The 13,717-nt window shown below is 43.4% G+C and carries 11 protein-coding genes; 1 reads left to right on the top strand and 10 read right to left on the bottom strand.

Features of this window, described 5'->3' with window-relative positions; translation table 11 throughout:
* Positions 1-1,056: HEAT repeat domain-containing protein (locus WS34_RS09725; protein ID WP_046404508.1), on the top strand; the 1,056-nt coding region annotated here is incomplete at its 5' end.
* 64 nt (positions 1,057-1,120) lie between these two features.
* Here the strand turns inward: WS34_RS09725 and WS34_RS09720 are convergent.
* The 10 genes from WS34_RS09720 to WS34_RS09675 form a co-directional block, all read right to left on the bottom strand.
* Positions 1,121-2,284 carry a thioredoxin family protein gene (locus WS34_RS09720; RefSeq protein WP_046404506.1) on the bottom strand — a complete coding sequence of 388 codons (1,164 nt, stop codon included), beginning with the start codon at positions 2,282-2,284 and terminating at the stop codon, positions 1,121-1,123.
* Positions 2,285-2,372: 88 nt separating this feature from the next.
* Positions 2,373-3,812 carry a RagB/SusD family nutrient uptake outer membrane protein gene (locus tag WS34_RS09715; protein ID WP_087381163.1) on the bottom strand — a complete coding sequence of 480 codons (1,440 nt, stop codon included), beginning with the start codon at positions 3,810-3,812 and terminating at the stop codon, positions 2,373-2,375.
* A 1-nt stretch (position 3,813) separates the two neighbouring features.
* Positions 3,814-7,353 carry a SusC/RagA family TonB-linked outer membrane protein gene (locus WS34_RS09710; RefSeq protein ID WP_022161149.1) on the bottom strand — a complete coding sequence of 1,180 codons (3,540 nt, stop codon included), beginning with the start codon at positions 7,351-7,353 and terminating at the stop codon, positions 3,814-3,816.
* 102 nt (positions 7,354-7,455) lie between these two features.
* A complete protein-coding gene (locus WS34_RS09705; RefSeq protein ID WP_046404504.1) occupies positions 7,456-8,445 on the bottom strand; it encodes a FecR domain-containing protein in 990 nt (329 codons plus the stop codon).
* Between the two features lie 76 nt (positions 8,446-8,521).
* On the bottom strand, positions 8,522-9,115 hold the full coding sequence (locus WS34_RS09700; RefSeq protein WP_022161147.1) for an RNA polymerase sigma-70 factor: 594 nt from the start codon (positions 9,113-9,115) through the stop codon (positions 8,522-8,524).
* A gap of 186 nt (positions 9,116-9,301) precedes the next feature.
* Entirely contained in the window at positions 9,302-9,853 is a 552-nt protein-coding gene (locus WS34_RS09695; RefSeq protein WP_013613346.1) for a 2-oxoacid:ferredoxin oxidoreductase subunit gamma family protein, read from the bottom strand.
* A 90-nt stretch (positions 9,854-9,943) separates the two neighbouring features.
* Positions 9,944-10,705 carry a thiamine pyrophosphate-dependent enzyme gene (locus WS34_RS09690; RefSeq protein ID WP_013613347.1) on the bottom strand — a complete coding sequence of 254 codons (762 nt, stop codon included), beginning with the start codon at positions 10,703-10,705 and terminating at the stop codon, positions 9,944-9,946.
* Between the two features lie 13 nt (positions 10,706-10,718).
* Positions 10,719-11,801 carry a 3-methyl-2-oxobutanoate dehydrogenase subunit VorB gene (locus tag WS34_RS09685; protein WP_046404502.1) on the bottom strand — a complete coding sequence of 361 codons (1,083 nt, stop codon included), beginning with the start codon at positions 11,799-11,801 and terminating at the stop codon, positions 10,719-10,721.
* Positions 11,802-11,819: 18 nt separating this feature from the next.
* Positions 11,820-12,047 carry a 4Fe-4S dicluster domain-containing protein gene (locus tag WS34_RS09680; RefSeq protein ID WP_013613349.1) on the bottom strand — a complete coding sequence of 76 codons (228 nt, stop codon included), beginning with the start codon at positions 12,045-12,047 and terminating at the stop codon, positions 11,820-11,822.
* 230 nt (positions 12,048-12,277) lie between these two features.
* Positions 12,278-13,600 (bottom strand): aminotransferase class I/II-fold pyridoxal phosphate-dependent enzyme, encoded by a 1,323-nt coding sequence (locus WS34_RS09675; protein ID WP_046404501.1) that lies wholly within the window; start codon positions 13,598-13,600, stop codon positions 12,278-12,280.
* Positions 13,601-13,717: the final 117 nt, after the last annotated feature.

Below are 13,717 nucleotides of genomic sequence, written 5' to 3'. Positions count from 1 at the left end.
AACGGCTCTTTTCATCTGGATGACTGTATTGCCAATGCCTATATTTTCGGGGATGGAAATACAGTGGTAACTCAGGGGAATACCGTCAATACCATACAGGACAAATGGCCGGATGAATATCTGGGACTATTGGCTTGCGGGGTACGCATTGGGCAATGGGGCCGTCATGTCCATTTTTTGGAAACGCATATTATCGGAGATCCGACTTATCATTTTGCAAATACGGTAGATCCTGCTTTAGATATGAACCGGGCAATAGTTGTAAGCAAAAAGGACAATGCCATGTGGTATAAGCTGTTGAACTATCCGAATGCAGATGTGCAATGTATGGCTTTACGGAAGTTGTATGAAAATCATGCTCCCGGATTGCCTGAGTTACTGCAAAAGACTTATGAAGCTTCCTTGTTCGGAGTAGTTCGTATGGAGTGTATGAAGTTGTTGTATCAGATGAATAGTCCGGAACTGGTGGATGTTTTGAAACTTGCAGTATGTGATAGTTATGAATTGGTCCGGCGTTTTGCCGTTCAGTATATCGGGAATTTGGGAACTGATGAATTGATACCTGCTCTGGTTTATGCCTTATTGAATGAAAACATGTCCGCTCGTGTAAATTACCAGGCAAGGGACGCAATCATGCTGATGGATATGGATAAACTGACCGCAGAAATAAAACGGCAGGCCGGGGCAAGTGGACATTGGGTAAATAAAGAGGAAGTGGTACAGCAACTCCTGAGTCTGGTACAAAGGAACCAGAATTCTTGGCAGAGTGCAGCCGGTGTCATTAGTGATCTTACTTCTTCTGCCAAGGATAAAAGTTTTGATATAGTCCGTCAACGGAATCACCCTGCAGTCGGAGCCGCAGAACTGTTGATTGCTTTTGTTTTGGATAGCTCCCGCGATATGCAGCTTAGGATTACAACAGTGGAGACATTAAGCTGGTATACGCATTCTGTAAAACGACCGGAAATTATTGCCGCTTGTGAGCAGCTTATCCGGGCCAATGAAAATCTGCAGTTGGTCAATGAAGCTATTAAGACAAAGAATCGGTTGAAGTAAACGCTGTCAGGTTTTAAACAGTGACCGTACTCGCTATTCGTTTGAGTGCGGTCACTAATATTTATTATTTCTTTTTGGGTTTTTGTTTGAGTTGAGCGGGGCGCATGGACAATTCCTGAGCTCCGTATTTGGGTTTGTTTTTCAGACAATCGGGTAGTTGTTGCTGAATTTCTGGATGGGTATTCAGATAGTGTTCCAATTGGCTGAGGTAATCGAAGTAGGTGATGGCTTCGTCCCGGTCGGGCATGTTGTAAGCCATATACCGCGAATATTCCAGGCATTTTTCTTTCCAGAATTCCGGATAATCTTTATAAGTGGCTGAACGGGTCATAAAGCGAAAATACATACAAAGTTCTTCACGGAAAGCACCGGGATCAGCTACCATTTGGTCGATGAGCCGGGCAGCTTCTTCGTATTTTTCGGCACTAATCAGTCGGTCGGCTTCGTTTTTCCGGGTAAGGAATGTTTTTCCTTCGAAATCGGGTAGGGCTGCCAATTCGGCGGTATCCGGGCAGTAGTTACATTCTTTGAATAATTTACTGTCTACTGCCTGGGTTCCGTGAATTTTGCGGTATTTGTCGATATCGGAACAAAGCATTTTAAACAGTTTGTTGTCCCGTCCGTGGATGGATTTCACGAATAAGGCCCATACTTTCGGATTTTCCAGTGAATAACCCGGCTTCGTGATCAGTTGTTCGGCACATTTTTCGCTTTCTGTCCGGTTATAGCGGGAGGCTGCATAATAAGCGTAATCAAGTAGGAATTCCGGTTTGGTATTGCCTGCTTTCTGTTGTTCCATCAGATAGACAGAGGTCTTTTTCGGATCCAGGGCCGAAGCTCCGGTGAAAAGGAAAGTTTCCCGGTCTTGATTACTACCGGAGATATGGATTGCTTTTTCGGTTTTGGGATTTACAAAAACAAAGGTGGGGAAGGAAGCTACTTCGTATTTTTTGGCTAATTCGACTCCTTCGCCTGTTTCTGCATCAATCTTCAGGCATACAAAATGATCGTTGTAAAAATTACCTACACTTCCTAAGGTGAAGATGTTTTCAGCCATATTCAGGCAGGGGCCGCACCATTGGGTATAGAAATCGATAAAAATCGGTTTTTTCTCTTTTTTCGCCATAGCCTTGGCTTCTTCCCAGCTGCAATGCCGGAATCGGATACCTTCTTGGGCAACTGCCTGGAAGGCGATAAAGAGACTGAACAGGAAAATTAATTTTTTCATTTTACTTCAGAGTTACAAAAATTATCGCAGTTAAAGGGGTTACAACGGTTTAGTCGTTCCTTTTAACCGTTGTAACCTTTAAAACTTTTTATCTCTCGTACTGCGGCATTCCCGGATTGTAATTCAAAATCATTTGATTAATCGGGAAGATGTACCGATTGTCGTTCGGTGCAAGGGTAAAGGTCTCACCGTCTGCTGTATGGGTGATGTTTTTTTGGAATTTGTCTTCATAATTGAGACGTTTCAGGTCTATCAGGCGGTGGAAACCCGTGAAGGCAAATTCCCGGCGACGTTCGTCCAATACGATGCGGAGCGCTTCGTCCTTGTCGGTTGCTGTCAGGGCTACGTTGTTTTTGATGCGGTTGTCACGCAGTTTGTTCACATAGCTCATTGCATTGTCTTTGGAGCCGACGCGGGCTTCGCATTCTGCGGCAATCAGCATGTTTTCGACAGTGGAGAAACCTACGTTCTGATAAGCATATAGAATATAGCAAGTCTCCCCGTAAAAATAATCGGTACGTCCCATGTTGACGGTATCGTCGGCATAAAACAAAGCACGGCGCTGGTCTGTCGCTCCTGCAGGCAGGTTACGCTCAAATGTTGCAAGAAAATCCTTGCTGACCGGAATGGTTACACGTCCGCTTTGCAGACGGACAAATACGGCTTCCGGATTGTCATCCTTTTCGAGCATTGGTGTACCATCGGGCAAGACGATACGTCCCCAGGTAGTTTTATCCTTTGTCTGATAAGGGCACAAATCTTGCAATTTGTCGTTCAGTTTCAGTGCCTCTTTTGCTTCGGTGAGAGCATCGTCATAACGTCCCATGTAGAGATACAGGCGGGCATAAAAAGAGTGAAGGCTGCCTAAATAGGGATGGAATAAGTTAATGGGGACTTCTTTCAGGCTTTTAGAAGCTTCTTTTAAGTCATCCTCTATTTGTTTGTATACTTCGGCAACAGTGGCACGGGTGTATGTTTGATCTACAAGATCCTTTGTGATCAAAGGAATGCCATAATCGGTTGCTGCCGTTTCTTTGTGATAATGGCGGGCGTAGATGTTGACCAATGCCAGGTATTCGAAAGCACGCTGGTAGAGCGCTTCGGCGCGCAGGCGATGTTTTTCTGCATCGGTGGCATCGGTAGAGGAAAGCACGTTGTTGATAATAGTGTTGAATGTGTAAATACGCTCATAAGCGGCATTCCACAAGTTGTCATCTGACCCCGGCGTGTAAATCTGTCCGCCTTTGAATGAGTAGAGATTGCGCTCGTGGTCATCTTGGTTTGCATACGCCAGGTCGGCAGCAGAAACGGTATCGTCCAATAAATGCACGTCATCTGTCAGATAAAATGCATCTGTGCTCATGCAGCTATTGAGAGACTGACTGGCCAACAATTTCACATAGTCTTCAAAAGCTTCGGGAATCGCATATCCTTTCGGTTTGTTTCCCAAAAAATGGTCGCATCCTTGACTTACTATCAGTAGGGTGCAGAGTATCGGATAAATGTATTTTCTCATTATTGTTCTCATTTTAGAAATTAACTGATAAACCGAATGTCACATTTGCCGGGAGGTGAGAGCCGCGTGAGGGTGAAAGGCTGCTGCCGTTCCATACTTCGGGGTCTAAGTTGTCCCTATTGGCGGCCCAGTACCAAAGGTTCTGTACCTGTACATTCAGGCGGATACCTTGAATCATGTATTTTTTCAACAAATGTGGGGGAATGGTATAACCAAGAGTCACATCGCGCAATTTGATGTAGTCGCCTTTCTGTACATGTTTGTCGGCTGCACTCCAAAGGTCTTTTGCTTTCATGGCTGCCTGGTTTTGGAAAGCAAAAGCCGGGTTGATGTCCGGATTGTTGTTATCCTCTGCGCTTTTCCAGTAATTCATCAGGTCGCGGTCGGCATTGGAGGTGCGGTAAATAGGATGCTGTGCAATCAACATGCCTGCTTTTACATCGCGCATTACATGACCGCCGGCATAGATAAACATGAAGGAAAGATCAAAACCTTTATAACTTAAACGGTTAGTAAATGATGCATTGAAACGTGGCTCGTAAGTACCCGAGTAAACTAAATCTTCCTTGGTCAAAAGGTCGGCAGATTTTACAATTTCTCCATTCTTGTTATAGGCGGTTGGAATACCGTTTTCATCCAAACCAGCATAACGAACGCTGAACATGGAATTCATGGCATAATTTTTACGGGTGTTCAGTTTGCTATAGTAACTGTAAGCCGATTCATCAGAAGTCTCGACTTCAAGCACTTTATTTTTGTTGTATCCGAATATGAAGTTAGAAGTCCATGAGAATTCATTCGTTTTGATATTCTCACTGTTCAATACGATTTCTACACCTCGGTTGTACAAACTGGCAAAGTTCATCAACATGGAACTCCATCCCAGGGTCGGATCGGTGGAGAAGTCTCCCAAAAGATCACTACTCTTTTTGTTATAGAATTCGACAGAGCCGTTCAAACGGTTTTGGAATAAATTGAAATCTACTGCGATGTTGGTTACTTGGGTCTTTTCCCAACGCAATGACGGGTTTGCCGGACTTTTGATATAGAATGCGCTTTCATTGGTATAGTAGTTGTTCCTGTCTGCTGCGGCAATCAGGTAAGGACCGTTCTTTTTAGAAACGTTACCGTTGATACCGTAAGTGGCACGAAGCACAAGACGATCTAACCAATTGGTTTTGTTTTGAAACAGAACATAGTGGGCACCTACAGACCATAAAGGTTTATACTGATATTTGGGGTCTGTACCGAAAAGGTTTGATTGGTCAATACGGATACTTCCATTCACGGTCAGACGGTTGTCTAAAGTATAGGATGCATTTCCATAAAATGATACATAACGGTTGTCCACATGCGAGAAACCCGGAGTCTTGTTGTTGAATGAGAATGTTCCGTATATACTTTGAGTGCCCCGAAGCATTTGATTCAAGTCAAGCGCGTTGATTTCGCTGTACACCAATGTCTGATCATCGTATCCCAAACGGTAGAAACCGTTTTGAGAGGTAACGACTTTCCGCCGTTCTGCGCCGACAAGCACTTGTAAGTCATGACGCTCGGAAAAGGTGTTGTTATAGTTCACTTGGGCACGCATCGTGTAGGAATTATTGTCCGTATTGGTCTGCACAATCTGTCCTCCGACAGGGATGTTGTATTTTAACGTACCGTTTGGATTTAATACGGCAGCATCGTTAATCATAGTTTTTACATCCAAAGCATTTTTCGTGTCATATTGCTTCGTGAATCCGGTGGTATTTTCCGTCTGGTAACGCAATTCGAGGTTCAGCCCGTCAATAATCTTGAATTTGGCTCCGAAATTCAAGTTCAGGTAACGGCTTTTTGCCGTATAGTGGCGAGATGCCATTTCATTGACCGGAATATAGGTCTCGTCCATCAACCCGATACTTTTCAAACGGTCGATTTCTGCCTGTGATTTGGTATTGTACATCTGGAGCGGATTGCCTTCGTCGTCACGCAACATATAATAGGAAGAGGTACCCGCATTCAACAAGTTCATACCCAACACGCCATTGTCGTAATCTTCGGACTTATTGCTGCCGATGATGCCTGCATCCAAAGTAAACCACTTAAAGAGATTAAACGTATTTTTGATATTAAAACCTATACGTTTCGTTTTCTGTTCTCGTTCGTATGGAGCGGTTCCGGTGTAGTTTATAGAAAAATTGTATTTGTAGATGTCCGAACCACCATTAAATGAAAGGTTGTGTTGGTGCGTGATAGCCCTTTTACGAAGGAATTCATCAATCACTTGGTTGTACCTGTCATGTGTACGGTAGGGTTTCAATTTCGTTTCAAGTTCCGATTCGCTTAATTTGCCGTCTCTCCAATCCAGCAATAACAATTGCACATCGTTTTGGAAACGGTTGGCATCATAACGATTTACATTCGGGAAAGTTTGAATCAACATTTTTTGGAAGTCCACCAATTCCGAACTGGACATTTTGTTTGCATAATCCCTATCGGGGAGGCCTTGCAATTTGATACTTCCGTTATAGTTGACACGCGGTTTGCCTGTTGAACCGCTGCGCGTTGTGATAACAATTACACCGTTGGCGGAACGAGCTCCGTAGATAGAAGCAGCTGTAGCGTCTTTCAATACTGTGATATTCACAACATCCGAAGGGTTAAGCACATCCAATGGCGTAGTTTGGCTGCCCGGTTCTCCTTCAAACGGAATACCATCTACTACATATAACGGTGTCTTGTCGCCATTCAAGGTAGAGACTCCTCGAATCTGAATATTCCCGCGGTTCGAAGTCAATCCGGCCACCTTCCCTTCCAGACGATCCATAACGTTGGTTTGTAATTTCCCTTCCATATCTTTGGGAGAGATGATGGCGAACGAACCGGTTGCCCGTTCTTTAGAGATGGTCTGGTAACCGGTGACGATGACTTCTTCGATCATCTTCGATTCCGGTTTCAGGTCGAAGTTGTAGACTTCCTGGTTAGGCATCACTTTCACTTCGGCATTGCTGTAACCGATGAAGGAGGCCACCAGCAATTGGCCCGCTTCTGTCGTTTTTAGCGTGAATTTCCCATCGACGTCTGTAGCGACACCTACTGTAGTACCTTTAAAGAAGACACTGGCTCCTACAATCGGATCTCCGTTTTCGTCTTTCACAACCCCCCGGATGGTTTGTCCGGCTTTAGCTCCTTTCTGATTGCCGGCTACTGCTGCCGGAGTCGGTTGTTTCCCTGCCGGAGCCAGCATAATCTGATGATTGGAAATGGAGTAAGTGATGTCGGCAATGGCTCCCAATTGTTCCAAAGCTTTGTCTAAAGATACGCCATTACATTCCAGATTAACTTTCTGGTTGACATTGATCGTACTCGAGGAATAGATAAACGAGTGCTTACTTTGCTGCTCGATTTCTTTCAATACCTCTTTTAAAGATTGATTTTTAGCATGAATGGTGATTGTAGGTTGCTGCGCCCACACCGCATTCCCTGACATTAGCACACATACCAGCAGGAATAAAAGCCGTTTCAGGTAGTTGCTTTTTCCGGCTGGAATAGCTGATACATCGTTTTTCATATAAATTTGGTTAATTTGTTTAATGTATATAGAATACACATAAAAATGCGAATACCCTAAATCGATATTCGCATTTTTTTCAAAAAATTGCGTCCTGCAATCTTAATACTTATACAAAACGGCTGTTTTATCCTTTATTTCAAACCGGAGCAAGGCGACGTTATGCATGATTTCCAGTATCTGGGAAATGGATTCCTCGTGAAAACGGGCGGTAAATTTTTGATCCAGAATTTCCGGGTCTTTCACTTCGAAGGTCATGCCATGCCAACGTTCCAGTTTTTTCAGGACTTCCGCTATCGGTGTCTCGTCGAAAATCAACCAACCGTCTTTCCAGCCTAGGATGGGCAAAGTCTCGGCCGGGACAGTCAGATTGACTTTTTGCCTCTCTTTTTTCTCTATCCAAATTCTTTCGTTGGGTTTGACTTTGATTTCTTCCTGTTTCGAATGCTTGGTCCGCAAGACGGTGATATTACCGGATAGTAATAGGGCAGAGACATTATCGTCGTTTTTATAGGAGGTCAGATTAAATTTAGTCCCTTTGACGATAACCTGAATTCCGTTTTCCAATTTAACGATCATCGGTTTTTCGGGATTTTTTACTACATCGAAATAACCCTCACCCGAGAAATTGATTTCCCGGCTGTCTCCGGAAAATTGTGCCGGGCATTTCAATTCACTGTCAGAATTTAACCAAACGATACTTCCGTCAGGGAGCGTGACCCGTCCTTTTACTCCTTTATTGGTATGGTATTCCAATTGGGCTAATTGCTGATTTTCCAGAAAATGGATTTCTTGCCGATAGTCATTGAATTGATAGAATACTTGAAAGGAAAGAAGCAGGATCAATGAAGCGGCAATGCCATAACCCAGGATTCGCCGGTTTTGTTTACGGTGGCGGATTTTACGGGAGTATTGTAATACACTCGCTTCCGGAGCTTTGGTCTCGGGTAACTTACTTATGACCCATGTGTTTTTTAATCGATTGAATTTCAGTCGATTGTCAGGATGCTCTTCCAGCCAATTCAGGATCGTTATTTTCTCCCCCTCTGTCGCTTGTCCCGTTATATATTTGAGTAATAACTCTTCATTCATAATTATTGGGAATCTTTTTGGTAAATATACACTTAAATCTACAACTACCCTAAATAAAATTTTGGATTTTTTTGATTTAAGTGAGTAAAGGGATTAATCCGAAACACAAAAGTATCAGGTAGTCTTTCAGTTTATGCCGCATGTGGGCGAGTGCTTTAGTCATGTGGTATTCGACGGATTTGACCGATAAATCGATTTCCTGTGCGATTTCTTCATAGGTCATTTCCTGGTCCCGGCTCATTTTATAAATTATTCTCGTTTTTTCGGGCAGCTCAGAGAGGGCCTGTCCGATCAGTTGTTCCAGTTCCTGCATTTGAACGGTATCGAAAGTTTCGTCGGAAAGAGCCGAATAATTAGCCATGGTTTCCCGGGCTGTCAGGCTATCGCTGTATTTTTGTTCTGCGATCTTTTTTCTTAATACATTCAGGCATTTGTGTTTGGCAATGGTTAGAATAAAAGCTTGTACGCTGAGGTCCGGACGGATTTCAGTTCTTTTTTCCCATAATGTAACGAACGTTTCCTGAGCAATTTCGCGGGCTTCTTCCGGATCGGGAAGATATTGCTGTGCAAAAAACAGGGTACGCGTGAAATAATCCCGGTATAATCCTTCGAAGAAGGTCACTTCCGCTGACTTCAGGAATTTATGGATACTATTCCTTAAAGGTTTCATGTTGTTTTTCTCCCGTTTTTATGATAACACCACATTATCATGAATCGACAAAGATAAATAAAAGAGAAAGAGGATTTTACATCGTATTCAAAAAGGTTGTGAAAAAATAATAAGATTCGGGTAGTCAAATAAAAAAAACTGCCCGGTTTTCCGGGCAGTTCCCTCATGGTAAGGTGAGAAAAAGGTTTATAATTGATGAATTGTTTTAAGTTCGGCCATACCGGTTTGTACGGCTTCGATATTCATCGGTATTAAATTGTGGTGACGGGCCGGAAGAGATTTCTTCAACCCTTTCTCCAAATTATCCAGGTTAATGATCGGTTTTACTTTCAGGAATCCTCCCAATATGATCATGTTGAAGATTTTCGGATTACCTCCCTCAGCAGCCAGGCGGGCACCTTCGATCTGATAGATGTTGATGTCTTTCCGGGTAGGATGGTGGGTAATACCGTTCGGATCGTATATCAGGGTTCCTCCTGCTTTTACCAGGGGCTCGAATTTATCCATAGACTGCTGGTTGAGTACAATGGCCGAGTCGAAGGCATTCAATACCGGTGAACTGATCCGTTCGTCACTGATGATCACCGTAACATTGGCTGTACCTCCGCGCATTTCAGGACCGTAGGAAGGCATCCAGGATACTTCCTGATCTTGCATGATGCCGGAATAAGCCAGGATCTTTCCCATAGAAAGTACCCCCTGTCCTCCGAATCCGGCTATAATAATTTCTTCTGTCATAAAAACAATAATTTACATTTTTGGTCTTTAGTCTCTAGCCTTTTAGCTTTTAGCTTCCAGCCTTTCGCCTTTAGCATTCTAGCCTTTTTTTTAGATGTCTTTGATGTCCCCGAGCGGATATTTTTCAAACATATGTTCTTTCATCCACTTATTGGCGTCGACGGGAGTCATCTTCCAACCGGAGTTACAAGTACCTACAACTTCTACGAAGGAGAGGCCTTTTTGTAAACGGGTATTTTGGAATGCCTTTTTCAGCGCATTTTTTGTTTTCCGTACAGCAGCAGGTGTTTCTGCACTTTGACGGGTAACATAACAGGTTCCGTCGAGTTGTGCCAATAATTCGGTGATCTTCATCGGGAAACCATTCAGTTTGGCATCACGTCCGTATGGTGTGGTCGAGGTCACCTGTCCCAACAAGGTGGTAGGAGCCATTTGGCCTCCGGTCATACCGTAAATAGCGTTGTTAATAAAAACCACTACGATATTTTCTCCCCGGTTACAAGCATGCATGATTTCTGCACATCCGATAGATGCCAGGTCACCGTCTCCCTGATAAGTAAATACATATTTTTCGGGGTGCAGGCGGCTGATGGCGGTAGCTACGGCAGGTGCACGGCCGTGAGCGGCTTCAGCCCAGTCGATATCGATATAATTGTAAGCGAATACGCTACATCCTACCGGAGAAACACCGATGGTCTGATCCTGGATGTTCAGCTCTTCGATCACCTCCGCGATCAATTTATGAACTACGCCGTGAGTACAACCCGGACAGTAGTGCATAACGTTGTCAGTGAGGAGTTTGCTCTTTTGGAGTACGAGGTTTTCCTCTTTTATAATGTCTGTTAGTTCCATCTTATCGTTCCTCTTAAATCTTAAATTTATTTTTCAGTGCTTCCACGATCTCTTCCGGAGTAGGTACAACACCACCCATACGGCCGTAGAAATCTACTTTCACTCTTCCGTTGACAGCCAACCGTACGTCTTCAACCATTTGTCCGGCACTCATTTCTATTGAAAGGAAACCTTTGGTTTTAGCGCATAGATCCGAAATGGCTTCTGTCGGGAAAGGATAGAGGGTGATCGGACGTAACAGTCCTACTTTGATACCTTCCTGGCGGGCTAATTGGATGGATTTTTGGCAAATACGTGCACAAGAACCGTAAGCTACGAAAATGTAGTCGGCATCCTCACAATTGAGTGCTTCGTAGCGGACTTCGTTGGCTTCGATTTCGCGGTATTTCCGTTGAAGTTTTTCGTTGAATACTTCCTGACGATGTGCTTCCAGTTCCAAAGAAGTGATGATATGATGATTCCGGTTTTTCTTTTTACCGGTCAGTGCCCAATCGCCCGATATTTTTTCGATTTCTTCATCTGTCCATCTCGGCGTATAGTCCGGAAGGACTACTTTTTCCATCATCTGACCGATCACGCCATCGGCCAATACCATAGCCGGATTACGATATTTGAAAGCCAGCTCGAAACCCAATACGACAAAATCACTCATTTCCTGAACCGATGCGGGGGCAAGAACGATCAGGTGATAATCACCGTGTCCACCACCTTTGGTCGCCTGAAAATAGTCACTTTGTGAAGGTTGAATCGTACCTAAGCCAGGGCCTCCACGCATAACGTCGACTACCAAGCAAGGTAATTCCGCTCCGGCGATATAAGTGATACCTTCTTGTTTTAAGCTGATACCCGGACTAGAGGAAGAGGTCATTACTTTTTTACCACAAGATGCACCGCCATATACCATATTGATCGCGGCCAGTTCGCTTTCTGCCTGCAATACCACCATGCCTGTCTCTTCCCATGGTTTACGCAGCATGAGGGTTTCCATGACTTCAGATTGCGGGGTAATCGGGTAACCAAAATAACCATCGCATCCGCAACGAATGGCGGCTTCTGCGATTACTTCATTACCCTTCATTAATTTTACTTCTGCCATTTTTTCGGTAGTTTTATATTATTCTACATTTTTTTTATAGACAGTGATTACAGAGTCGGGACATACCAGACCACAGCTCGCACAGCCGATACAAGCTTCGGGATTTTTCATATAAGCATAGTGATAACCCTTTCCGTTTACATCCGGATTCAGCTCGATCACTTTAGTCGGACATGCTACGACACACAGACTACATCCTTTGCAATGTTCGGTGTCTACAACAATTGCTCCTCTGAATTTTGCCATAATCTTAATAAATTATAATTTGTCGAATATTGATGTAATATTATTACGCTTTGTTATTTAATTCGGGTATAAAATTACATTTTAAAATCAAATCCGCAAAAAAAGATCAAATTATTTTCATTTTAAGCTGAAAACTGCACATCTCCCCGAAGAGTGAGAAAATATTTAGCTTTTTTTTGCACAATCTGTTTGTAAAGTGTGAATCTACAAGGATTTAAAATCATCACTCCCTATAATTCGATTGGGGTATGATCTTTGGCAAACCGTTCGATCCGGTCTTTCAATGTGTCCATTTGGTCCAGTCCGACTTGGGATACACAAGCTCTTAATCCTTCCCGGGTACTTCCGCATCCTTTTAATGTGATGGAAGAAATCCCATAATAAAGAAGTTCTTTAGCTAATTCTGCTCCTGTCATTCCCGGATAATAGATGGTAAAATAGAAACCGTCCGCTACGTCTTCATGTCCGTCTCTATCGTACACGACTTTGAAACCGGCATTTTTGTAAAGGGCCTTCATGATTTCAGCCCGTTTGCCGTATTCCCTGACATCTGTCAATATATTGATCGTTCCCTCGTTGGCGGCTTTCAATACGGCTGCTACGGCATATTGAGGGGAATGAGCGGTACCTGATGTTTGGGTATATATCAATTTATAGGTAATGGTATATCCCAGCTTGTCGGCTTTATAGCGTTCTTTCAAATGTTCGTATTTCTTATGGAATAAAGCATCGGAAATACAGAGCAGCCCCAGGCGCTGGCCGGCATAGCTGAATAATTTCGAACTGGATATCATAAAAATATAATTATCCGTATATTTCGCTACAGTCGGTTGGAAAGGAGCCTTACCCGGATGAGACAGATCCTTGCGGAAATCCATGGCAAAATAAGCCAGGTCCTCGAGAATAATGGTATCGTATTCGGTTGCCAGTTTGCCGATGACTTGTAATTCGAAATCCGTCAGGCATACCCAGGATGGGTTGTTCGGATTACTATAAACAATGCCGGCGATATTCCCCCGGTCCAGGTATTCCCGTAGTTTAGCTTCCAGTTTTTCTTCCCGGTATTCATAGATATCGAAGGTTTGATAAGGCTTGCCGATGACTTCGAGTTGGGTTTTCTGTACCGGAAATCCCGGATCTATAAATAAAATCGTGTCTTTCCCCTTATGGCATTCGGTCAATGCCATGAAAGCGACATAAGATGCTTGCATGGCACCTACTGTCGGGATGATTCCTTCTGGCCGGATATCGACATCCATGAAATTTTTTACAAAACGGGAAGCTTCTTCAGAAAGTACCGGATAACCTTCCAGCATCGGATAAAATTGGGCTACTCCGTGTTTTAATGCTTCGATTTCGGCTTCTGTTCCGATACGGGAAGGAGCCAGACCCGGAACACCCATTTCCATTCGGATGAATTTTTCGCCGGTGGCTTTTTCCAGTAGATTAGCTATTTTTACCGTGTCGCGGATAGAAGCATCGTCTAAATTACTTACTCCGCATTGAGCCATCGTGGTGTCAACCAGCTGTTTATCAATCAGATTATTTTGCATGATATGATTTAGTTTGTTGCTTTCATTTTGAAACAATAATACAAAAATTAATTGAAAAAATACAATGATATGGTGATTTTAACTTATAATTAATCAAATTTGTATCGTTTGCAGATT

The organism is Odoribacter sp. N15.MGS-14 (genome assembly GCF_000980245.1).
GTDB lineage: Bacteria > Bacteroidota > Bacteroidia > Bacteroidales > Marinifilaceae > Odoribacter > Odoribacter splanchnicus.
The sequence above is the reverse complement of the archived record's forward strand: the minus strand, read 5'-3'. Positions and strand labels throughout refer to the sequence as shown.